The 22,755-nt window shown below is 55.7% G+C and carries 16 protein-coding genes and 2 pseudogenes; 3 read left to right on the plus strand and 15 right to left on the minus strand.

The window, feature by feature from the left end; genetic code table 11:
* The first annotated feature begins 116 nt into the window (after positions 1-116).
* Positions 117-1,796, plus strand: a complete 1,680-nt coding sequence (gene dauA / locus IMQ56_RS15800; RefSeq protein WP_023296766.1) for a C4-dicarboxylic acid transporter DauA — start codon at positions 117-119, stop codon at positions 1,794-1,796.
* On the opposite strand, the gene IMQ56_RS15805 is transcribed toward dauA, so the two are convergent.
* Together IMQ56_RS15805 and ychH are read right to left on the minus strand one after the other, a co-directional pair.
* Positions 1,782-2,840, minus strand: a complete 1,059-nt coding sequence (locus IMQ56_RS15805; protein ID WP_196064064.1) for a MerR family transcriptional regulator — start codon at positions 2,838-2,840, stop codon at positions 1,782-1,784. The two genes, dauA and IMQ56_RS15805, sit on opposite strands and share 15 nt — an antisense overlap.
* A gap of 121 nt (positions 2,841-2,961) precedes the next feature.
* Positions 2,962-3,237, minus strand: coding sequence for a stress-induced protein YchH (gene ychH / locus IMQ56_RS15810; protein WP_003856655.1), 276 nt, complete (start codon positions 3,235-3,237; stop codon positions 2,962-2,964).
* A gap of 274 nt (positions 3,238-3,511) precedes the next feature.
* Here ychH and pth point away from each other — a divergent pair, with 274 nt between their 5' ends.
* Both pth and ychF read left to right on the plus strand, forming a co-directional pair.
* Positions 3,512-4,096 carry an aminoacyl-tRNA hydrolase gene (gene pth / locus IMQ56_RS15815; protein ID WP_006810922.1) on the plus strand — a complete coding sequence of 195 codons (585 nt, stop codon included), beginning with the start codon at positions 3,512-3,514 and terminating at the stop codon, positions 4,094-4,096.
* Between the two features lie 126 nt (positions 4,097-4,222).
* On the plus strand, positions 4,223-5,317 hold the full coding sequence (gene ychF / locus IMQ56_RS15820) for a redox-regulated ATPase YchF (protein ID WP_196064065.1): 1,095 nt from the start codon (positions 4,223-4,225) through the stop codon (positions 5,315-5,317).
* 56 nt (positions 5,318-5,373) lie between these two features.
* Here the strand turns inward: ychF and IMQ56_RS15825 are convergent, their stop codons facing one another.
* The 13 genes and pseudogenes from IMQ56_RS15825 to tssH all read right to left on the minus strand — a co-directional run bounded on the left by IMQ56_RS15825 (position 5,374) and on the right by tssH (position 22,739).
* Positions 5,374-5,847 (minus strand): hypothetical protein, encoded by a 474-nt coding sequence (locus IMQ56_RS15825; RefSeq protein WP_017384271.1) that lies wholly within the window; start codon positions 5,845-5,847, stop codon positions 5,374-5,376.
* 172 nt (positions 5,848-6,019) lie between these two features.
* Positions 6,020-6,502 (minus strand): SMI1/KNR4 family protein, encoded by a 483-nt coding sequence (locus IMQ56_RS15830; protein WP_017384273.1) that lies wholly within the window; start codon positions 6,500-6,502, stop codon positions 6,020-6,022.
* A gap of 10 nt (positions 6,503-6,512) precedes the next feature.
* A pseudogene (locus IMQ56_RS15835) lies at positions 6,513-7,045 on the minus strand (HNH endonuclease); the annotation flags it as partial.
* 247 nt (positions 7,046-7,292) lie between these two features.
* Entirely contained in the window at positions 7,293-7,724 is a 432-nt protein-coding gene (locus IMQ56_RS15840) for an immunity 26/phosphotriesterase HocA family protein (protein ID WP_040117752.1), read from the minus strand.
* Positions 7,725-8,143: 419 nt separating this feature from the next.
* A pseudogene (locus IMQ56_RS15845) lies at positions 8,144-8,997 on the minus strand (RHS repeat-associated core domain-containing protein); the annotation flags it as partial.
* A gap of 187 nt (positions 8,998-9,184) precedes the next feature.
* A complete protein-coding gene (locus IMQ56_RS15855; protein WP_040117755.1) occupies positions 9,185-9,382 on the minus strand; it encodes a bacteriocin immunity protein in 198 nt (65 codons plus the stop codon).
* An 8-nt stretch (positions 9,383-9,390) separates the two neighbouring features.
* Positions 9,391-13,776 carry an RHS repeat-associated core domain-containing protein gene (locus tag IMQ56_RS15860; RefSeq protein ID WP_230326217.1) on the minus strand — a complete coding sequence of 1,462 codons (4,386 nt, stop codon included), beginning with the start codon at positions 13,774-13,776 and terminating at the stop codon, positions 9,391-9,393.
* Positions 13,777-13,779: 3 nt separating this feature from the next.
* Positions 13,780-14,220, minus strand: coding sequence for a DcrB-related protein (locus IMQ56_RS15865; protein ID WP_017384279.1), 441 nt, complete (start codon positions 14,218-14,220; stop codon positions 13,780-13,782).
* 75 nt (positions 14,221-14,295) lie between these two features.
* Positions 14,296-16,218: a type VI secretion system tip protein TssI/VgrG gene (gene tssI, locus IMQ56_RS15870; RefSeq protein ID WP_017693289.1), complete on the minus strand. Its 1,923-nt coding sequence runs from the start codon at positions 16,216-16,218 to the stop codon at positions 14,296-14,298.
* Between the two features lie 197 nt (positions 16,219-16,415).
* Complete coding sequence (locus IMQ56_RS15875; RefSeq protein WP_072204304.1) at positions 16,416-17,177, minus strand: ankyrin repeat domain-containing protein; 762 nt, start codon at positions 17,175-17,177, stop codon at positions 16,416-16,418.
* The gene (locus IMQ56_RS15880) at positions 17,174-18,640 is read right to left on the minus strand and encodes a hypothetical protein (protein ID WP_017384289.1); all 1,467 of its coding nucleotides are present in this window, start codon (positions 18,638-18,640) and stop codon (positions 17,174-17,176) included. Before IMQ56_RS15880 ends, IMQ56_RS15875 begins: the two co-directional genes overlap by 4 nt.
* Before the next feature lie 25 nt (positions 18,641-18,665).
* Positions 18,666-20,099 carry a serine/threonine-protein kinase gene (locus IMQ56_RS15885; RefSeq protein WP_196064066.1) on the minus strand — a complete coding sequence of 478 codons (1,434 nt, stop codon included), beginning with the start codon at positions 20,097-20,099 and terminating at the stop codon, positions 18,666-18,668.
* Positions 20,100-20,123: 24 nt separating this feature from the next.
* Entirely contained in the window at positions 20,124-22,739 is a 2,616-nt protein-coding gene (gene tssH / locus IMQ56_RS15890) for a type VI secretion system ATPase TssH (RefSeq protein WP_032648551.1), read from the minus strand.
* Between the last annotated feature and the right edge of the window lie 16 nt (positions 22,740-22,755).

Genomic DNA, 22,755 nt, shown 5'->3' on the forward strand with positions numbered 1-22,755 from the left:
GGCCAAAAAACCCGCTACGGCGGGTTTTTTTGTTTATAGTATTTATTTGTATGACTTATGCCTCCTTCACCTGCCATTCACATGACAGATGATGCGCACACGGATGATAGATAATTGTGAAAAACGTAACCTCCTCACATGTTCTGCCCTTTCGCGCCCTCATCGACGCCTGCTGGAAAGAGAAATACACATCGTCACGCTTTGTTCGTGACCTGATAGCCGGGATCACCGTCGGGATTATTGCCATCCCGCTGGCGATGGCGCTGGCGATTGGTAGCGGCGTCGCGCCGCAGTACGGGCTGTACACCTCGGCCGTTGCGGGGATTGTGATTGCGCTGACGGGCGGGTCCCGCTTCAGCGTCTCCGGCCCGACTGCCGCCTTTGTGGTGATCCTCTACCCGGTTTCCCAACAGTTTGGTCTGGCAGGCCTGCTGGTTGCCACCCTGATGTCCGGCATCTTTTTAATTCTGTTTGGTCTGGCCCGCTTTGGTCGCCTGATTGAATATATTCCCCTTTCCGTAACGCTGGGGTTCACCTCGGGGATTGGGATTACCATCGGGACCATGCAGATTAAGGATTTCCTCGGCCTGCAAATGGCCCATGTTCCGGAGCACTATTTACAGAAAGTGGGCGCGCTGTTTATGGCGTTGCCGACGGCCAACCTGGGCGATGCAGCCATTGGCATCGTTACCCTCGGCACACTTATCGTCTGGCCTCGCTTAGGCATTCGTCTCCCGGGGCATCTGCCCGCTCTGCTGCTGGGCTGCGCGGTGATGGGCGTTGTCAACCTGCTCGGTGGACAGGTCGCCACCATTGGCTCCCAGTTCCACTATGTTCTGGCGGACGGCTCACAGGGCAGCGGCATTCCGCAGCTGCTGCCGCAGCTGGTTCTGCCGTGGGACATGCCGGGCTCAAGCTTCACCCTAAGCTGGGATTCCCTTCGCGCTCTGCTGCCTGCCGCGTTCTCCATGGCAATGCTGGGCGCGATTGAATCCCTGCTCTGCGCCGTCGTGCTCGACGGCATGACCGGCACTAAGCACAAAGCCAACAGCGAGCTGGTCGGCCAGGGCTTAGGGAACATCGTTGCACCGTTCTTCGGCGGTATTACCGCTACGGCTGCGATTGCCCGTTCCGCCGCGAACGTACGTGCGGGCGCGACATCACCGGTTTCGGCGGTCATTCACTCCCTGCTGGTGATCATGGCGCTGCTGATCCTTGCCCCGCTGCTTTCATGGCTTCCGCTCTCGGCCATGGCTGCGCTGCTGCTGATGGTGGCCTGGAACATGAGTGAGGCGCATAAGGTGGTTAACCTGCTGCGCCGTGCGCCGAAAGACGACATTATCGTGATGCTGATCTGCATGTCGTTGACCGTACTGTTCGATATGGTTATCGCCATCAGCGTCGGCATTGTGCTGGCCTCGCTGCTGTTTATGCGCCGCATCGCGCAGATGACGCGTCTCTCCCCGGTTAACGTTGAGGTGCCTGACGATGTGCTGGTGCTGCGCGTGATTGGTCCGCTGTTCTTCGCCGCAGCGGAAGGTTTGTTCAGCGATTTGGAATCCCGCATCGCGGGCAAACGGATTGTGGTGCTGAAGTGGGATGCCGTCCCGGTGCTGGATGCTGGCGGTCTGGATGCCTTCCAGCGTTTTGTTGCCCGCCTGCCGGAAGGCTGCGAGCTGCGGATAAGTAACCTCGAATTCCAGCCCCTGCGCACCATGGCGCGCGCGGGCGTGCAGCCGATCCCTGGCCGATTGTCCTTCTACCCTAACCGTGAAGCTGCGTTAGCGGATCTGTGAGTCATCTGATGCAGAGACGCGTCTTTGCATCCTCACCCCGATCGCCTGCTGGAGCCATTCAAGCACGGCAGGCGTCATCCACGTGCCTTTCATCAGATGCGGCTCCTGCTGCATGGCGAGGCGAAATTTTTGCTGGGTCTGCGGGTTTGTTCCCGCATAGGACTGGAATAAAACCAGCCAGTTTTCTGCCAGCTTTTGCGCATCGTCAGAAGCGGGACTGAGATTATCCCGCTGCGCCTGATGCAGCTTCGCCACCAGCGGCGGCCACTCCATCATCCGGTCAAAGTAGTGCGCCCGGGTAAAGGCCATCTCTTCGGCAGTGAGATATTTCTCCCAGATGCTGAGCTTTGATTCGGCAAACGCCCGCGTGATGTAATCAGTTATCTCCGGCGTAATGCCGGTTTGCTCCTGCATCTGCGGCTCCACGCTGTGCATCTCGTTCAGACGGGTCAAAAATTCCGGTTTGCCTGCGGTATCCTGCTCCAGGCGTTCCATCCACCATGAAGCCAAATCGGTCGCCCGCGCGTCCGTGACGCTGACGTTCTGTTCCAGCAAGTGTTTAACCTCCGTCACCAGCCCCGACCAGATATCCGCCAGCGCCTCTTTCTCTACCGCAAACGGCAGTTGCTGCAACTCTTCTTTGCTAAACCAGCGATCGTACATATTCATTAACTCCAGAGTCTGTAGCCAGGATTCCAGATCCGGCGTCGCATCGTCGGTCAGCCCGGTACGCAACTCCACCAGCCGGTTGCGCAGCGTATGGATACTACGCAGTTGCTTGTCCAGCAGAGTGATTTGCCCGTCGAGTAATTCGGCTAATGACAGCGAACGCTGTTCCAGAAAATCCCTGATTTCGGCAAGCTCCAGCCCGGCTTTTGCCAGCGTCTGGATCATATGCAGACGCTGCACATCCGCCAGGTTATAAAGCCGGTAGCCTGCCGCGCTTCTGGCAGAAGGTAACAACAGCCCTGTTTGCTCGTAGTGATGCAAAGTCCGCACGGTGATCCCGGCACGTTTCGCCAGTTCACCCACCTGTATCAACATAACGGCTCCTTTTGTTCTGCCAGTGTCGTTACTCTGGAGCCATACGTTACGTGAGGGTCAATGCGTCATGCAAAAAAAAAACGACTTCAGATGAAGTCGTTTCGGTGTTCTTTATGGGGCACTAGCTATGCTTGCGCTGGTCGCGGCGGCATCGTTTATCGTAATGGCGCACCCACCAGTATTTATCGCAGACTTCCTCATGTCCGCTCACGCGCGCCCCGGCGAGCCACAATACCGCACCTAGGAAGATACTCAGCACCGCGCCATGCGCAAAGTATTGTGGGAGGTCAAGCTGCGGTAATTGGTTTAAGATTGAATAACCGACACCGGCGACCATCACGAACAGTCCCAACCCCATTAGCACGTTACCGAGCATTGAAGCGTTTTTGCGTTTCATATGTCACCTCCGGAACTTTGGGTTGTCAGGGGAAAAGCCCCTTCTCCTTGTGTGTAAAGTATAGACAACGCCTCTTATATGAGTTGCGTGAATGATCACATTTACAGATCACTCCCGGACAAAAATTTACAAATAAGACATTGAACAGCTTGAAATTCTAATTATTCAAAGAGGAAATTATTCGCATTTCGGTGTACCGCAGGCAGAACTTTGTCAAGCGGCGCGCCAGACAGTAAACTACGCGCCAGATCTGGAACCCATTAGGAAGTAAATCGTGACGATTAAACTGATTGTCGGCCTCGCCAATCCGGGCGCAGAGTATGCCGCTACCCGCCATAACGCCGGCGCATGGTATGTTGATCTGCTGGCGGAGCGTTTGCGCGCTCCCCTGCGTGAAGAACCCAAGTTTTACGGGTATACCTCACGCATCAATCTTGCGGGTGCTGACGTGCGGTTGCTGGTGCCAACCACCTTTATGAACCTGAGCGGCAAAGCCGTGGCGGCCATGGCAACGTTTTATCGCATCAATCCGGATGAGATCCTAGTGGCCCACGACGAACTGGACCTGCCGCCAGGCGTGGCGAAATTCAAACTTGGCGGCGGTCATGGCGGCCACAATGGTCTGAAAGACATCATCAGCAAACTGGGTAATAACCCTAATTTCCACCGTTTGCGCGTGGGAATCGGCCATCCGGGCGATAAAAACAAAGTTGTTGGTTTCGTACTGGGTAAACCACCGGTTTCTGAGCAGAAGTTGATTGACGAAGCGGTGGACGAAGCGGCCCGCTGCACCGAGATTTGGCTTCAGGACGGCCTGACGAAAGCCACCAATCGACTGCACGCTTTCAAAGCGCAATAATCGGTGCTCTGGGGCTTTTTTACCGCGCGTCGCGCGGGTTACGTGTATAATAGGCGTAGTTATTTACTTTTCTTCAATCGGTTATCGTTAACGGATTGATTATCAAGATATTAAGGTGATTTAGAAATGGGATTCAAATGCGGTATCGTCGGTCTGCCAAACGTGGGCAAATCCACCCTGTTCAACGCGCTCACCAAAGCAGGTATTGAAGCGGCGAACTTCCCGTTCTGTACCATCGAGCCGAACACCGGTGTTGTTCCTATGCCCGATCCGCGTCTGGACCAGCTCGCGGAAATCGTGAAGCCGCAGCGCATTCTGCCAACCACCATGGAGTTCGTGGACATCGCGGGCCTGGTAAAAGGCGCATCCAAAGGTGAAGGCCTGGGCAACCAGTTCCTGACCAACATCCGTGAAACCGAAGCGATCGGCCACGTTGTGCGCTGCTTCGAGAACGACAACATTATCCACGTTAACAACAAAGTAGATCCGGCTGACGACATCGACGTCATCAACACCGAGCTGGCCCTCTCTGACCTCGATACCTGCGAGCGCGCCATTCACCGCGTGCAGAAGAAAGCCAAAGGCGGCGACAAAGAAGCGAAAGCGGAACTGGCTGCGCTGGAAAAATGTCTGCCACAGCTGGAAAACGCGGGCATGCTGCGCGCGCTGAAAAACCTGACTGAAGAAGACAAAGCGGCGATCAAATACCTGAGCTTCCTGACCCTGAAGCCAACCATGTACATCGCCAACGTTAACGAAGACGGTTTCGAGAACAACCCGTATCTGGACAAAGTGCGTGAAATCGCTGCGGCTGAAGGTTCTGTAGTGGTTGCGGTTTGCGCTGCCGTTGAATCTGATATTGCAGAGCTGGACGACGCCGACCGTGAAGAGTTCATGGCCGAGCTGGGTCTGGAAGAGCCGGGCCTGAACCGCGTGATCCGCGCGGGCTATGAGCTGCTGAACCTGCAAACCTACTTCACCGCTGGTGTAAAAGAAGTGCGAGCGTGGACCATCCCTGTGGGCGCGACCGCGCCTCAGGCGGCCGGTAAGATCCACACCGACTTCGAGAAAGGCTTCATTCGCGCGCAGACTATCGCGTTTGAAGACTTCATCACCTACAAGGGTGAGCAAGGCGCGAAAGAAGCAGGCAAGATGCGTGCAGAAGGGAAAGATTACATCGTTAAAGATGGCGACGTGATGAACTTCTTGTTTAACGTTTGATTTGTTTTGAATGAAAAAAATCCACGCTTTGGCGTGGATTTTTTTCGCGTGTCCTATCAATAGATAACTAGTTTGCCCGCTGGCCAAGTACCTGACCATCCACAGGGCATATGCCCAGCTTCATAAACATTAATTAAGCCTTCAAAAGCGAATGGCTCATGTAGTAAAGAACTATACGCATCTTCAAGCAAGTAATTCACAAGGTCCCATTTTAAGTTCTCAGTCATTGATCCTTTCTCAGACTCTGGGAAGATTATTTTTGGGATAATATCATTCTCCACAACTTTCTTAGCTTCTTTGACCAAAGAGTTCCAATATTGATATTTGTTAGTGTGTTTTTTTGCGAGATAGCCCGTTATTTCATAACCAGCCTCCAAGGTGGCACTTTCCCATTCATCGCTATTCAAGCCTTTTATAAATAAGCTAAGGGACTGAGCCTGGATAACACCAGGGAGTGTCGTTGCTACACCAAGATTAACAAACCAATTAATATTATTTAACCTATGTATTGCTAACTGGGATATCTTCATTTTTTAACCTGATTTATTCTACATGGGATTCTACCTGCTTTCATACCACCAAGCCTGTCATGCTGTTTTATAATAAAACCCTATGATTTGTGTCACAAAGCTTTATTAAAAATATGAATATCAAAACAACAGCAATCGAAGTAAATAAATCGATTAAATTTTTAAATATTCTTTAAGAAAGATCTTCTTCTGCTACTAATCCATTAACAAAATTGGCAAATGAATTTGTCAGATATCTTTGAAGTTTTATGTGATTCTCTTGCATAGTCAAATCCTCATCAAAAGAATCTGTAGCAAAATATACTATTGAGTAATTGTCTAAATCTAGACAGAAGAAATTCCCTCCCCAATCATTTGCGAAAGGAAGCAGGTTTTTAGGAATCACTTCCCTATCCAACATGCTGATATAACAACCGTCGATTAAAGATCTAGGGTCATTATTTGTCTGACTATTATAAACAAACGGTTTAAACCCTGCCACCTCTACTGGCTCAAAATCTTCATCACCGTCCCACCAACTTTTCTCAGGAGTGCCACCATTAAATTGCAGATAATGTGAAACGAAATCATCCGGAAGAGTAATAGATAATTTCTCTTCCGTTTTAGTAATATCTGCACGTCCAATCTTTTTTTCACAGTTACTGAAATGGTTCATAGGTTATACCTCACTGATGACAGTTTGCACGCAATTTTTTCGGGACACGCCCCTTCAACCAGCCTTTAGAATGAGAAACAGCAATGGCTTCTTGGGAACCATATTTTACACCAAAATATTTCTCGAATTGTGAGACTGAGCCTTTATGTGGGAAAGTAGCTTCATGCGCAGAAGTTTTTACTAATTGCATTGTTGTCCTTCCTGTGGCTGGGTCAAAATCATCGACATGATGCCATGTATATCCAGTTGCATCGCTTTTAGAAATACCGGCTGCCTTGAAAGCCTCGGTGAAATCTCTATCTCGAGTTCCTTGCATTGTAATAGATACAATATTCTGTTTTGTTCCATTGATTGGGAAAAGATCTGGGCTTCCTGTAAAGTCGACTCCCTTTAATGCCAACCCCCACGGATCCACCCAACCCAGCGCATTCGGCGCATACTGGTAAAGGTTTATCCCCCCCGCCAGCCCTATCGGGTCCTGCTGCGTAAACCGCCCGCTGTAGGATCATACTACTAGAACAAATTGTAGTGCAGACCTGACTGGATGTAGTGGTAGCGGGTCAGCCCTTTTACCGTAGTGCAGACGACCGAATGTCCTCTCTCGTTCCGGGCGAAGGCATGAGTATTGATATCCAGATCAACGGCGACAAACTTGTGGCTATTCTTCTCCTGCATGCATTGATGCAATACTATTTGGCCAGACGATCATAAAAACTTGTGAATTTATTAAAGGTGTTAATGAGCTGCTGTTGTATGAAAACTACCCAGGGAAGCACCCTTCCCCTGATGATCAAATATTTATCAGAACATTGTCGACAAGCTCAAAGCCTGCCCCCCCCATAGTTGTGTAATTAGGATATTCAGCAACAGACAGACGCCTGATTTCCTCCTCCCCATCATATAAGCCGCCAGCATAATTAAATATTTTTAACTGTTTTTTTTCTTCTGTGAGATTAGCATAGTCAATAATTTTCCAAATACCTTTACTAATATTTTGGTTGCCAGTGAAAATAACCTTCATCTCCTTGCCAAACTTTTCAAAAGATAGAGGTGTTAGTGAACTCTTCTCTTCAAACTCCTCCGTATCCTGTATTGATAAAATGCAGAAACCTATTACTTGTTTAAACTTTTTCTTTGGAGCAAAAATAACCTGGCAAAGCGCATACTTCCCATTACTCATCGGAATGACAAAGATGTCACCCTCTTTATATTTTACTTTCATAAGCCATTCCCTTTCAGAATTGATAACGCATCTTTCAATACTTCCCCACCCCAATCACTACTATGACCTGTAATATCATATTTGCTAGGGCTTGGGTTATTAGGGCTATATGACCTGATTTTGTTGAGGAGATTTGTTAAAGAGTTTGTTGACTTAGCTCCACCATTAAGATCCATAATCCTTTGTTCCAGGAATTTAGCTTCCGCTTTGGTCAAATTATTATCAAATATGGTCTACTGTTCCAAATGTAATATACCCGGTGTATTCCCATGGCTATTCAAACGTGCTGGAGCATCCCCACGTCCTACATAGATAATATTCTTTCCATCGTGTAGCACATACAATCCTTGACCATTTACGGGATCATAATGTTTGCTTGTACCTCCAGCCCTTCGAGTGGATGGTAACCCCTTACAAGGTGTAAGACCTAAAGGATCTGTCCAAACTATAGGATTAGGAGCATAGCTGTAAAGATATAACCCGCCAGCCCTATCGGATCCTGCTGCGTAAATCGTCCGCAGTCCGGGTCATAATACCGGAACAGATTGTAGTGCAGCCCTGTCTCACGATCCAGGTATTGCCCCTGCATACGCAGGTTCTGGGAATATCCTGATACCTGCGTCTCGCTTTCCCGCAGCAGTTTGCCCCAGGCGCTGTTCACCCCTTCCCAGCGTACCTGCCCTTCGCTATGCGTCATCCGCTCCGGCGTGCCGTTGGGCTGGCAGTGGAACCAGAAGATCTCCGGGGCATCAACGCCGTCAATACGCGCCAGCGGATCGTAGCTGTCCTGATCGCTGTAGACGTAGGTGAGCGGCACATCCCCGTGCACCTCCTGCAACAGACGGAACCTTTCCCAGACAAACCGGGTGGTGACCGGCTTGCCGGTTGGCTGTCCGCCCAGCATCTGGCGTCGCGTTTTGCTGATGCGTCGCCCGAGCGGGTCATAGCGGAAGCTGACCTGCGTCTGCGGCCTGTTGCAGTCCCGCGGCTGGCTGATGACCTCCGTCAGGCGGTGCTCGCCGTCATACCGGCAATGCCAGCGGTATCAGCTGAACGGGTTATCGTCCCGCTCTTCACGCACCAGGTTATTGCGGTAGTCGTAATCCCAGCGGCGAAACCAGCGGCGCGGCGACGGACGCTGGGCATTGCTGGTAAAGACGTCCCGGCGATGCAGGCGGCCAAGACGTTCGTATTCGCTGCGGGTGGTCAGCAGCCCCTGGGTGCGGCTGTTCTCACGGAGGAGCTCGTCGCGGATATACTGACAGCTTACTGAGGGTAAGATTCAGCAAGGAGTGTAAGAGGCAGCCCGAATGTGAGCTGAAGGTAAAAATTACATCGTTAAAGATGGCGACGTGATGAACTTCTTGTTTACATTTGATTTGTTTTGAATAAAAAAAATCCACGCTTTGGCATGGATTTTTTTCGATATAGGGGGACTCATTGCGCCACCCGAATACGACTTATAGTTGAATTGGTTTGTAATTTATGATTTTATCCGCGATTTCTTCTGCGCTAAGTTCTTCATAATAAATATAATTAACTGCGTGAGGATCTGCGACACTTCTGCAAAGGAGGTCGATGTCATTATCAGCTTCTTCTTCTGTCCCTTCGCTGCGTTGGATCTTCCTTATTAGTTCAATAAGCTCTTGTCTTTGCATATTATCCCTCAAAAATGATAAGCACGGTCTAGTATGTCAAGGTGATATCTTGGTGTAACGATTACTAGATTATCAACATCATAAACACCGCCTCCATGTTGGATAGGGGTTCTATGGTGTAGAACATAAGATCTATTTTTCCCGTTCCACTGTGTATCATGCGCTATTGGAGCTTTACCTCCCCGCATTCTGGTTACATTTGATGTACTAAATTGCTTCGAAAGATGCGGGTCGAGAGACACCTCTTTCCAGAAATTCTCTCTAAAATCATCAAAGGATTTAAATTCCCGGCCTCGTAATTTATCAGCAACAGATGATGGGAATAAACCTGCATTACCATGCGATCCCTTCAACCACTTGCCTTTTATTTTACTACCTTTTCCTGATGCAACCCCTGCCTCGCATCTATTAAGACCCCACGGATCCACCCACCCCAGCGCATTCGGCGCATACTGGTAAAGGTTTATCCCCCCCGCCAGCCCTATCGGATCCTGCTGCGTAAACCGCCCGCAGTCCGGGTCGTAATACCGGAACAGATTGTAGTGCAGCCCTGTCTCACGGTCCAGGTATTGCCCCTGCATGCGCAGGTTCTGAGAATATCCTGATACCTTCGTCTCGCTTTCCCGCAGCAGTTTGCCCCAGGCGCTGTTCACCCCTTCCCAGCGCACCTGCCCTTCGCTATCCGTCATCCGCTCCGGCGTGCCGTTGGGCTGACAGTGGAACCAGAAGATTTCCGGGGCATCAACGCCGTCAATACGTGCCAGCGGATCGTAGCTGTCCTGATCGCTGTAGACGTAGGTCAGCGGCACATCCCCGTGCACCTCCTGCAACAGCCGGAACCCTTCCCAGACAAACCGGGTGGTGACCGGCTTGCCGGTCGGCTGCCCAAACAGCATCTGGCGTCGCGTTTTGCTGATGCGTCGTCCGAGTGGGTCATATCGGAAGCTGACCTGCGTCTGCGGCCTGTTGCGGTCCCGCGGCTGGCTGATGACCTCCGTCAGGCGATGCTCGCCGTCGTAGCGGTAGTGCCAGCGGGTCTGGCCGTTATCCTTCCCCACGGTGCGGCCATGGATGTCATAGCGCCAGCGAATGCCGTTGAGGTGCGTCAGACGGTTGTGCGTGACCTTCTCAGCAGAGCCTTCGAGCGGGTTACCGGCAGCATCCCAGCGCCACTGCTCCTGGCCGGGCAGCGTGCCGTCCTGAACCAGCAGACGTCCGGCGCTGTCGTACTGCCAGCGGTACCAGCTGAACGGGTTATCGTCCCGCTCTTCCCGCACCAGGTTATTGCGATAGTCGTAATCCCAGCGGCGGGACCAGCGGCGCGGCGACGGGCGCTGGGCATTGCCGGTAAAGACGTCCCGGCGATGCAGTCGGCCAAGGCGGTCGTATTCGCTGCGGGTGGTCAGCAGCCCCTGCGTACGGCTGGTTTCACGGTGGAGTTCGTCGCGGGTAAAGTCGGAGACCGACAGCTTATCAAGGGCAATGCTGAGCAGATGCCCGCTACCGTAGTAGAACTGTTTCAGCTCCCGACCATCGGGCAGCGTGACGGAGGTGCGGTTACCCAGCGCGTCATACTCCCACGCCAGCTCCCCGTGTTCGCCCGTTTCGCGCGTGACGCGCCCGAGCGCGTCATACTCAAACACAAGCTCCTGCTCGGCCTCGGCGCTCCAGGCATCTTCTGAAAGCGCGGGATGCAGCCCAATCCGGCTCAGAAGGCCGGACGGGGTGTAGTGGTAGCGGGTCTGCCCCTCCGGCGTGGTGCGGGCGACCAGCTGGCCGCTCGCGCTCCAGGCGAAAGCGTGGGTGATGGCCTCCGGATGTCCGGCGGCAAAGGTGCGCGCTATCGTACGTCCGCAGGCATCGTAGCGATACTGCGAGGCCACGCCATCGAGTCCCACCTCTTCCAGCAGCAGCGAGTCTGCGCCCCAGCGGAACTGATACGCTTCGCCGTTTTCGTTTTCCATGGCGACCAGCCGTCCGCGGCTGTCCCAGCGGCGGCGCACCTCTTCACCCTGCGTATTGCGGGTGGCGGTTAAGCGCCCTGCCTCGTCGTATCTGAACTCGCTCTCTTTCCCGTCGGCGCCCGCATGCTTCACCGGCAGGCCACGTTCGTTCCATTTGAGCGACTCGGTCCAGCCTTCTGGTCGGTCGAGCTGCACCGGACGCCCCGCGGCGTCGTAGCGGTAACGCGTCTCTTCGCCGTCGGCGCTTATCTCAGCCACCAGCCAGCCCAGCGGATGATAACGGTATTGTGTCACACGGCCCGAACAGTCCGTCGCACGCACCATCTGCCCGGCCTCGTTGTACTCCTGGTAACGGCTGTTCCCGGCGGCATCGACTTCTTCCACAACCTGACCAAACTCGTCCCGACGCAGCAGCGAGGTCTGCCCCATCGGATCCACCACGCGTTTCAGCCCGTGATGTTCGTCATACCGGAACCGGGTGGCGCTACCGTCGGCTTCGATGATGGACGCCGGAAGCGCACGGTGCTCCAGCCAGGTGGTGGTGCGGGTATTGCCGTCGGCGTCGATCTCCTGCACCCGGTTGCCCATCTCGTCATAGACGAAGGTAACGGCATTACCCAGCGGATCGATGCGACGCGTGAGGAGTTCGTTGTCATCCCACTCGTAGCGCCAGTTCTCACCGCGCTCGTCAACGTAGCGAACAATCAGGTTTTGCGCGTTCCAGTAATGCTTTCGCGTCTGACCGTCGTAGTGATCGACGGTCGTCAGCCCGGCGGCTAAATCGTAGCTAAAGCGACAGCCGTCGCCGGTGCTGGTGCGGTTTTCCACCACGCGCCAGTGGTCGAATTTTTGCCAGCGGTATTCGCTCTCCAGCCCGCCCGGCAGACGGTGCCAGACCATCAGGCCATCATCGTTATAACGGTATTCACGGGTAACCACGCCGGAGGCATCCGTTGCGCTGGCCAGCTGGCCGCGCGCGTCGTACCCCCACTGCATCAGCGGCCATGTCTGGTTGCCGTCAAAATGGCTGGCAGCGGTAACGCGCTGCGGGAAACGTTCATCGTCATAGCGCAGGGTGACATCGATCGCTCGCGGCTCATCGTGCAGACCGACCAGCCGCCCGTGCTCATCCCATTCAGTCAGCAGCGCGTTGCCGTATTCGTCGCTGAGGGAGGCCAGGCGCAGGATGGAGGGGTTAGCGCGGGTCGGTTTATACAGACGCCACACCGCGCCGTCATCGTCGGCAATCGCCACGTCTCCGCTCTCATTGCGGCGGATGATAATGCCTTCGCTGATGCTGTAAAACGCGCGGTCGACCGGCGGCAGCTCGAAGCTCAGCTCGCGCCCGGTTTCATCGAACCAGGTGGCATTGTTTTCTTTCAGCGTCAGATAGCTGTCAAAGGTGGTAGCCCAGCCCAGACCGAAAAGCCCTTCGCGGGTGGTCAGGCTGTTGTAGCTGCGCTGCCAGCGCAGCGGAAAGCGCCCCGGCAGCGAGAAATCAAGTTCGTCGTCGTCATTCAGCACCTTCACGCCGGTAGCGGCGTGAACCGGGTGCGAGGAGCCGAACACGGCGTTGACGGCCATATCGGCCAGCATCCCGCCACCGGCAGCAGCCAGCGCGCAGGGCATGTTTTTCAGGATCTTGCCTGGCCGCCCGCGCAGCAGGGAGAGCGCAATCATCCCCAGCGCCAGACCCGGCGTTTTACCGCTTTTGATATCGCGGACCGTGAGCGTGTCGCCGCCGATGATCACGTTCGGGGAGACGTCGTCGGAAACGGTGCCTTCGCAGGTGGTGCGATCTTTTGCGCGCACCGCGGGTTGTCCGTTGATAAAGACGCTTTTCGAGCCTTCCGCCAGATACTGCGGCCCGGAGTGTTTATCACACGCCACCTTGTCTTCTTCCAGCGGCGAGGTCCCTGCGGCAGCAGAGGCGACGCTCGGCTGCCACATCTCGCTGCCGAACTGTCCGGCGGCGGAAAGCAGCATGCCCGCGTAGTCAGCAAAGCTGCCCGGCGACTGCGGCTCAGGAGACGGCGTATCGGCGGGCGTTAACGTCCCCGCGGCGCGTGCAGCGGGAAGTTTATTTGTCAGAACATTGCTCGAACCGGTGGTGATTTTACCCGCGGGCGACGGCGGGAAAAGCGCGTTACCCAGCCCTTCAGCGGCGTTGCTGATATCGTCGGTGATCCCGGCGACGTTCGCCAGAACCCCACCAATAATGCCGCTCAACAGACAGCTGGAGCCAATTGCCGCCACGCCTGCTGCTGCTGCCCCGGCTCCCAGCAGTGGGGCCGCAACGGTCGCTGCCGCGCCCACCGCCGCGCCAATCACCGCATAGGCAGCGCCTTCCGCCACAATGCTGGTAATATCAGCAAAAATGCTGGAGTGAATAATCTCGTCGCCCTTACGGGCCGCGTTGTTATCGCTCATGCCTTACACATTCCGGTTGTCGTTTAGCGTCAGACTCTGCTTCAGTGCGCTCCAGCGCGCCTCGTCCTCTTCCGTAAAGGCTTTTAAGGCCGAGAGGGTAAAAATCATCAGTACCGGTTTGCCTGGCGTCTGCACGGCCAGCTGTTTTTGCCACAGGCGCTGGCCGTTACGGTCAAAGGTGGTCTCAACTTCAACCCCATCAATGTTGCCGGCAGACCCGGCTTTTACGTGCTGAAATTCGCTCTGGGCGATCTCACCCATCTGAGGACGCAGCACGTCCCACTGGCGGTGAAACTCTTGTTCGTAGTCGCTGCCATCCGGGATAACGCCGCGGCTGACCACCACGGACAGCCCGCTTTCGTCATCGCGAATGATGTTCATGCTGTTGTCCTGCCAGGCGGCAGGAAAAAGGGTAAAGGAACCTTCCTGGAGGGTGTATTTCATCGGTGAACTCGCGTCTAAAATTGCTAAAGGGTTTTACGTGCCGCCACGGACAACCCGGCGGCAGACAGAAAGCGGTTACTCTTCCGGGGGCGTAAATTTCTCCTGCACCGCAGCATCAATATCCCCTTTATGCCCTGACCCCGGCGCCGTTGTGCCCGGTTGGGTGCCCGACGTATTCAGGTGCAGCTTGCCGCCCGTGGTGATATAGCCGTCCCCTTCAACGAAGAAGTTGAACTCTTTGCCGATCAGGTTAATTTTGCCGTTAGCGTTAAGCTCAATAGCACTCTCGCCCGAGACCAGCCGCAGCTTCGTCCCGGAAGCAATAACATACTGCTCTACCGCCGCATCCAGCTTGCCTTTACCCGTCAGGATCTCGGTTCCGCCTTTCACGGCCTGGATCTGATTAGCCTCCACGCGATGCAGCTCATTTTTCTTCACGTAATGGCTGCGCGCGCCGCCAACGCTGTGCGTTTCATCATTCTTGACGCTGGTGTCCATGTTGCGCTCAGCCTGGATCCACACCTGCTCTGCACCCGCCTTGTCCTCAAAGCGCAGGGCGTTGGCGTTGTCGACTGAACCGTCTTTCGTGCGGCTCATAAAGCCCATCTGCGTCGCGGCAGCCGGCAGCGCCCACGGCGGCATGCTTGCTTCGTTATAGACACGACCAGTGATAATCGGACGGTCCGGGTCGCCGTTGATAAAGTCCACCACCACCTCATCGCCGACGCGCGGGATCTGCACCCCACCGTAGCCCTGGCCCGCCCAGGCGCTCGACACGCGCACCCAGCAGGAGCTGGTGTCATCGCCCTTCGCCAGACGGTCCCAGTGGAACTTCACCTTCACGCGGCCATATTTGTCCGTCCAGATACTCTCCCCCTGCGGTCCCACGACTTTCGCCGTCTGCGGGCCGTAGGTGCGCGGCCACGCCGTGCTCTGCGCCGGACGGTAGGACACCGACGCCGGGATAACGGTGAAATCGGTGCGGTGAATGGTTTCCCCCTCACCGCTCGCGTAGCGGTTCTCCTCGAAGTGGTAACCCGCCGCCGTCACCAGATACTCGCCGTTGTCACTGAAGAACGGCGCGTTGGTCAGGGTAAAGATGTGGCCCGGCGCAATGCCCGCCGCCGTGGCCGTCGCCTGAATCTGCTGATGCTCCACCTGCCAGCGCTCCTGACGGATGCGGGCGTAAAACTCCGCATGCCCTGTCTCCACAAAGCGGCCCGGCCAGTCGTACACGTCGATGCTGCCCGGTTTCGGGGACGCCGGGTTCTGCTGCGCCTGGAACAGCCACGCGTTCGGCTTGCGGAAGTCATAGTCGTCGAGGCTGTAAATTCCCGGCGTGACGCTGTCCTCCAGCGCCCACTGGCTGATGCCCTCTTCATCCGTACTGCCGCCGGACGGCGTCTGATGGTAAGGAATGACCTCATAGCCGCTGAACGGCTGGTGCTGGGTGGCGGCGTCGGTCAGTACCAGGGTATGCTTGTCCGCCTCGTGGCTGAAGTAGTACGCAATCCCCTCCAGCTCCATCAGGCGGCTGATAAAGTCCAGGCTCGATTCCTGATACTGCACGCAGTAGTCCCACACCCGGTAGCTGCCGGTAAGTTTGTCTTCGAGGTTAACCTGATGCTCACCCAGCAGGGTTTTGACAATCTGCGGTACCGTCTGGCCCTGGAAGATACGCAGGTTACGGTCGCGCTTCATCGGCCACAGGTCCGGCTCCACCGTCAGCTGGTACACCGCGTAGCGGGTGCCCGTCAGCTCCACGGCGCTCACCGCCACGCGCGTCACCTTGCCGTTGATATAGCGGGGGGTGAGCAGGTTCTGCGTGGGGATGGTCACCGTGACCGGCTGGCCCAGCAGCTTGCTGCGGTCAATGCGCGCGTCCGTACCAAGCAGGGTCAGCGTCAGCGCGAACGACTCGGACATCGCCTCGCGGCCGGAGAGTTTCCAGAAAAGCAGCCCCTCAACCGGGAGCTGGACGGTAATTCGGTTGAGCATAATCTTTATTCCGTAATGGTTTATGCTGGGAACGTTTATGAACGTAAAGCTAATTTCGACGAGGTGGTTTTGGATTGATGCAATGCTGGGTTGATTTGTCTGGAGGTACGAACTTTCGTTTTTATAAATCCAAAGAGTGCAGGCTTATGGAAACTCCGGAAAAAACCTTATCTCTGGCTTTCATGAAAGTTGAGCAATCACTTAACCGGCGCAGGTGGCCACACGCCCCCTTTCTGAATAAGTTTCTCTTTTATTTCATTTAACTTCTCGTATTGCTCGCTGCCTCGATCAAGTCCACTCAGCGCGTCCGCAAGCGCATTGCTCATTGACCAGCCATTTTTAGCCTTAACTGACGGGTCCGCTCCACGATCGAGCAGTAACAAGACATGATCGTAAGCCTGGTTATCCAGCGCATCAAACACCAGCGTTTTACCCAGTGAATTGGTTGCATTGACGTCAGCTCCGCTATCGAGCATGGCTTCCAGCGTCTCTGTATTTTTCGCTTTTAGCGACTGGAAGATGATGGGTTCGTGGAAGACCTTATCTTTCACATTGGGCGAAAGGCCACCGTCCAGCATAGCGTTGATCCAGTCTGCGCTATCCCCCTTCAGGGCAAATTCGGCAGGGCTGCTTTTTCCCTGCGGTCGAGGCTGGAGCGGATCTGCGCCGGCCTTAACAAGCAATGTAATCACCTTTAAATGGGGCGATGTTTTTTTATCATTAATCGCGTTGCCGATGGCCCAAAAAAGCAGGGTCATATCCTGCTTTCCCGGTTTATTAAGATCGCTTTCTGGTGCAAGCGTCTTCACCGCGTCGACATCACCTTCTTCAATCGCTTTCGCCAGTTCAAGCTGCTGACCGCTGAAGTAGTCCTGTGGATTAAGGTCCATATCCTGCTTACACCCCTGAATCATGAATAAAAAACATAACGCGACAAAAGCCATCAACCGTTTTTTCACAATCGACTCCCGATTATCGAAATATCCTCGTCCTTCTGTTGCTCTATGCAATCAATCGCCTGATTAATCCCGTGGCGGTCCAGCGCGCTTCCGGTTCCACCGGGAAGATCGTGGGGTATTCCGGCAGCATTAGGGCTCAGCGCAGAGATTTCCTCTTTGAGGATCCACGAAGGGACATGCCCTTTCATCGTTTTCAGATCCTCCCAGGGGTTAACTTCCTGAATCTTCGTCAGCAGCTCACCTTCAACCCGATAAGCCTGGATATTATCCGTACTGCCTAATATCTTGCCGCCGTATTTTTCTACGGTTCCGGCATTCAGGCCGGCGGCGTTGAACGTCCACCCCGCTTTCCCGCTGCCCATGGAGGTTGCAGAGGCGAGGCCACCGCCAAGGGAATGACCGGCAATATCAATATTCTGGCCTGACCTTGCCAGCTCCTTACCGATACTCACGGCCTTTTTATAATAATCTGAAGCCATACCCATGCCCTGTGAGAAGTTATTCGACCAGTCAGCCCCGTTTACCACCGGCGCCAGCTCCCCTTTGGTCAGTAAAGAGGAGACATTCTCAGACAGGGAGGCGAAACCAGGCTCGCGCGATCCCCTGAATACCAGCGTGGGGTTCATATCTGTACCAAACACTTCCGGCTTCGGTTGATAGACGCGCGCCAGAAAATTGGGGGACGTATCATCGTCAAAGAGCATTGATTTGTTCAGCCCGAACTTTCCTAACAGCGCATCGTCATTACTGATATCCGTCCACCCCTCCGGCACGCCCGGTGTGGTTTCCAGCGGGTTCACGGTCTTATAAATATTTTCCGCAAGCTTCGCTTTTTCCACCGCGATATTATTCGCCGCCAGACGCTTCGCGGCGATCTGGGCATCCGGATAAAGGCTATTACTCCCCTTCGCAATCAGATCCTTACGCGCCTGCCAGCGCTCTGCTTTGGTCATCTTCTGAAGCTGCCCGGCATAGGTTTTACCGTCCTTGCCCGGAGTAGGTTCATCCGGCACCTGTGCCGTTTTAGATTTCACCACCTGTTTTGGCAGTACCGTTGGCGCAGGGCGAGATCCGTACGTTCTCACCATGGTTTCGTAGCGGTCGACAATCGTACTCACCGGATACCAGCCCAGGCCGACCAGCGAGGCAGCCTGGAGTTGCCCTTTGGCATTGATATAAAAAATTTCCGTTACTGATGACCAGTCACGAAAACTTTCGTCAATGGCAACCACTCTGCCCATCTCTAAATCCTGCGCGATCAGCGTGCGGGTATCGCGCCCGGACTGATAAGGATTCGCACCGGTGATCGTGCGCAGCAGATCGTAGCGCGTGAAGAGCGAGCGCAGCGAGTGGTCGGGAACCGACATAATCCACTGTCCGGCAACGGACGGGCGGATTATTTTCGCAAACAGCGCTGGCGAGACGTTCTCGTGGAACAGATAGACAAACTTGATGTTATACATTCGCTCCGTCCTGTTACCCGCAGGCTTACGGATTCACCAGCCAGGTGCCTGGCTTCGCAATATCCAGCGTCTGGGTACGCGTTCTTCCATTGCCTTCCAGTTCAATGCGGGTCTCGCCCGCGGGCAATTTCAGCGACGCGTAACCGTTATTCCCCGGACGCAGCGCTTTAGACTCGCCGTTCACCTTCAGCGTCTCGCCATCAAGCATGCGGATATAGACCAGCGCGACCGGGCTGGCGTCGACAGGCGGCACACTCTGCTGCGCCGTAGCCGGTGGCGCGACCGGCTCGCTCGCGTCAGCCGTTGCCGGTCTGGTTTCCGCCTGGGCGGAGGTCTCAGCCGGAGGGCTCACGGCAGAGGTTTGCGCCGTCTGCTCTGGCGTTTCCTGGCTGCCGCCGCCGAACAGCATCGCACCGGCAACCACCCCAACCAGCACGCCCGCGGCCACCAGCCCCGGAAGCTTGTAACGTCGCCAGTCCAGCGCGGAAGCAGATGTCTCCTCTTCCACCGGCACCAGCATCGTGCCGGTCTTCTTCGCGGTAAGCACCTCGTCGATACCGGCGACGGGCATCTCGATCAGCGCCGCGAACTCCTCAATGGATTGCGGACGGTCTTCCATATGCAGCGCCAGCGCCTTGTCGATGGCCTGTAGCAACGGGATGGAATACCCCTGCGGCATCAGCTCCACCAGCGGTTTGCAGGTATCCTGAATCGAACGCACCACGCTGACCGGCGGCGGAGAGCCGACGATGAGGGTGCGCAATACGGCGCCGAGCGCGTAGATATCAGTCCACGGCCCCTGCTCGCTTTCATTGTCGTCGGTATACTGCTCGATAGGCGCGAAGCCCGGACGCAGCATGGTTTCCGTCTCATCCGAGAGATTACCGATGGTGCGGCGCGCCGATCCGAAATCGAGCAGCACCGGCAGGCCGTTATCCTGAATCTGAATGTTATCCAGCGAGATGTCGCGGTGCAGATAACCCTCGTCGTGGATCGTTTTGATGGCGCCGAAGAGCATTGGCAGCATGCGGCGGATCCACGCCTCGTTAATCAGCTCCGGTTTCTCTTCGCGCAGACGCGACAGCGTGGTACCGCTGTAAAACAGCGTCCCCATATAGGCCGTGTCGTTTTGCACCCAGAAACGCAGGACGTGCAGCAGGTTCGGGTGGTTAAAGCGCGCCAGAAGGCGGGCTTCCTGGATGAAGCTGTTCAGACCGGCAGAAAACGCTTTGCCGAAGCGCTCGCTGCGCAGCACCAGCGTCATATCCTCGCCGCGCACGGCGAGGGAGGAAGGCATAAATTCTTTGATAGCGATAGTGCGTTCGAGCTGGTGATCCCAGGCGCGATAGACGATGCCGAATCCGCCGCCGCCAATCACCTCTTTTATCTCAAACTCATTGAAACGGTACCCGACCGGGAGCGCGTTTGGGACAGTCCGATTGTTATCATTATCCGTCATCTTTTACAGTTCTCTTGATGATTATTACGCGGCAAACTGACAGTGGAACTCGCCCTGCTCGCAGGTGACATGCAGACGTCGGTACTGCTCGTCGCTGCGGCTGGCGGTAAGTAAAATCTGGCTCATCTGAGGCAGCAACGTATTGGTCAGAATCGCATCCACCATACGCCCGCCCGACTCAACCTCGGTACAGCGCTGAACAATCTGTTCGACCACGCTGTCGTCAAATTCAGAAATAATGTTGTGATTCTCTTCCAGACGACGCTGAATGCGCCTGAGCTGAAGACGCACAATCTGCCCCAGCATCTCGTCGCTCAGCGGGTAATACGGCACCACCAGCAGGCGGCCCAGCAGCGCAGGCGGGAACACCTCCAGCAGCGGCTGGCGCAGGGCGCCGCTTAACGCGTCAGGCTCCGGCATCAGTTCCGGGTCGGCGCACATGGCTGCGATCAGGTCGGTGCCGACGTTAGAGGTCAGAATAATAATGGTGTTACGGAAATCAATGTGACGCCCTTCGCCGTCCTCCATCCAGCCCTTGTCGAAGACCTGGAAGAAGATCTCGTGCACGTCCGGGTGCGCTTTTTCAATTTCATCCAGCAGCACCACGCTGTAGGGACGGCGGCGCACGGCCTCGGTTAAGACGCCGCCTTCACCATAGCCCACATAGCCCGGAGGCGCACCTTTTAACGTCGAAACGGTGTGCGCTTCCTGGAATTCACTCATGTTGATGGTAATGACGTTCTGCTCGCCGCCGTAAAGGGACTCCGCCAGCGCCAGCGCGGTTTCGGTTTTACCCACGCCGGATGGCCCGCAGAGCATGAATACGCCGACCGGTTTGTTCGGATCGTCAAGCTTCGCCCGCGAGGTTTTTACCCGACGGGCAATCAGATCCAGACCGTGACGCTGACCAATAACCCGCTGGTTCAGCGTGTCGGCCAGATTCAGCACCGCGTCGATCTCATTTTTCACCATCCGGCCCAGCGGGATCCCGGTCCAGTCTGAGACCACCGCAGCCACCACGTTCTCATCCACCGCGGCAAACAGCAGCGGTTCGTCACCCTGTAAGGTCTTCAGCGCCTGCTGCTGTTCTGCCAGCTGACCGCGCAGTTCAGCCGTATCCTCATCACCCGCCGCAAACAGCGCGGCACGCAGACGGATAATCTCCTGCACCCGCGTGCGCTCTTCTTCCCAGCGACGAGCCAGGGCTTCGCGCTGGGTTTCGAACGCGTCACGTTCGGCGGTTAAGGCCGCCACACGCGCCGGATCGCCCGCCCCCACGCGCGCTTCGCGTTCAGCAATCTCCAGCTCCACGTCCAGGGCCGCCAGGTGACGCAGACAGTCTTCCAGCTGGGCAGGCGGCGCACTCTGGCTGACGGCCACGCGCGCGCAGGCGGTGTCCAGCAGCGCCACCGCTTTATCCGGCAGCTGACGCGCAGGAATATAGCGATGCGACAGTTTCACCGCCGCGCTGACCGCTTCGTCGAGAAGTAAAACCTGATGATGAGTTTCCAGCGGCGACACGGTGCTGCGCAGCATCAGCACGGCTTTGGCTTCGTCCGGCTCGTGAACCTGTACGGTCTGGAAACGGCGGGTCAGCGCCGGATCTTTCTCAATGTATTTTTTGTATTCCGCCCAGGTGGTCGCGCCGATGGTGCGCAGTTGCCCGCGTGCCAGGGCAGGTTTGAGCAGGTTAGCGGCATCGCCGGTGCCCTGCTGACCGCCAGCGCCAATCAGGGTGTGGATCTCATCGATAAACAGAATAATTGGCGTGGCGCTGGACTGCACCTCGTTAATCAGCGCCTGGAGGCGCGCCTCAAATTCCCCTTTCATGCCCGCGCCGGCCTGAAGCATGCCGATATCCAGCAGCCACAGCTGAACGTTTTGCAGCGGCTCCGGCACGTCGCCGTCAGCGATACGCAGCGCAAGCCCTTCCACCACCGCCGTTTTCCCGACGCCGGCTTCCCCGGTCAGCAGGGGGTTGTTCTGGCGACGACGCATCAGAATATCGACCATCTGGCGGATCTCTTCATCGCGCCCCACCACCGGGTCGATTTTCCCTTCCCGGGCGCGCGCCGTCAGATCCTGACCATACTGCGCCAGCGTGCCCTGCGCAGCCGGTACTGCCCCGGCAGGCGCGTCCGCAGCGGCGGCGGCCTGCTGGCTCTCTTTGCTGCTGGCGCAAATGGCGTCGAACTGCTCGATCAGCACCTCGACGTTAAGACGGGTGAACTGCGCCGAAATGCTTTTCAGCACGTTAGCCAGATTCCACGTTTTCAGTATGCCGATCAGCAAATGGCCGCCGCGGATGCGGCTGACGCCAAACTTCAGCGAGCCGTAGACCCAGGCGCGCTCGACGGCGCTGTCGATATGCTCGGAAAGATCAGACACGGAACTCGCGCCACGCGGCAGGGCATCCAGCGCCGCCACAATATCGCGCGTCAGCTGCTGTTCATCAAGGGCGAAGTGACGAATGACCTGTTGCAGGTCGCCATCCTGCTGCTGCATCAGCTGATGCAGCCAGTGCACCAGCTCAACGTACGGGTTGCCGCGCAGCTTACAGAAGGCAGTCGCGCTTTCCAGAGAGGTAAATAACAGCGTATCCAGTTTGCCGAAAAGCACGGCACGGCTAATTTCTGACATGTTAGTTTCCATTAAC

It is taken from the genome of Enterobacter sp. Res13-Sevr-PEC09-46, from assembly GCF_015672585.1.
GTDB classification, from domain to species: Bacteria; Pseudomonadota; Gammaproteobacteria; order Enterobacterales; family Enterobacteriaceae; genus Enterobacter; species Enterobacter hormaechei_C.

What these genes read in the sequence shown, in the direction of transcription:
- IMQ56_RS15805 (WP_196064064.1), bottom strand. Translation starts at nt 2,840, where the DNA reads ATGTTGATACAGGTGGGTGAACTGGCGAAACGTGCCGGGATCACCGTG.
- ychH (WP_003856655.1), bottom strand. Translation starts at nt 3,237, where the DNA reads ATGAAACGCAAAAACGCTTCAATGCTCGGTAACGTGCTAATGGGGTTG.
- ychF (WP_196064065.1), top strand. Translation starts at nt 4,223, where the DNA reads ATGGGATTCAAATGCGGTATCGTCGGTCTGCCAAACGTGGGCAAATCC.
- IMQ56_RS15825 (WP_017384271.1), bottom strand. Translation starts at nt 5,847, where the DNA reads ATGAAGATATCCCAGTTAGCAATACATAGGTTAAATAATATTAATTGG.
- IMQ56_RS15830 (WP_017384273.1), bottom strand. Translation starts at nt 6,502, where the DNA reads ATGAACCATTTCAGTAACTGTGAAAAAAAGATTGGACGTGCAGATATT.
- IMQ56_RS15840 (WP_040117752.1), bottom strand. Translation starts at nt 7,724, where the DNA reads ATGAAAGTAAAATATAAAGAGGGTGACATCTTTGTCATTCCGATGAGT.
- IMQ56_RS15855 (WP_040117755.1), bottom strand. Translation starts at nt 9,382, where the DNA reads ATGCAAAGACAAGAGCTTATTGAACTAATAAGGAAGATCCAACGCAGC.
- IMQ56_RS15860 (WP_230326217.1), bottom strand. Translation starts at nt 13,776, where the DNA reads ATGAGCGATAACAACGCGGCCCGTAAGGGCGACGAGATTATTCACTCC.
- IMQ56_RS15865 (WP_017384279.1), bottom strand. Translation starts at nt 14,220, where the DNA reads ATGAAATACACCCTCCAGGAAGGTTCCTTTACCCTTTTTCCTGCCGCC.
- tssI (WP_017693289.1), bottom strand. Translation starts at nt 16,218, where the DNA reads ATGCTCAACCGAATTACCGTCCAGCTCCCGGTTGAGGGGCTGCTTTTC.
- IMQ56_RS15880 (WP_017384289.1), bottom strand. Translation starts at nt 18,640, where the DNA reads ATGTATAACATCAAGTTTGTCTATCTGTTCCACGAGAACGTCTCGCCA.
- IMQ56_RS15885 (WP_196064066.1), bottom strand. Translation starts at nt 20,099, where the DNA reads ATGACGGATAATGATAACAATCGGACTGTCCCAAACGCGCTCCCGGTC.
- tssH (WP_032648551.1), bottom strand. Translation starts at nt 22,739, where the DNA reads ATGTCAGAAATTAGCCGTGCCGTGCTTTTCGGCAAACTGGATACGCTG.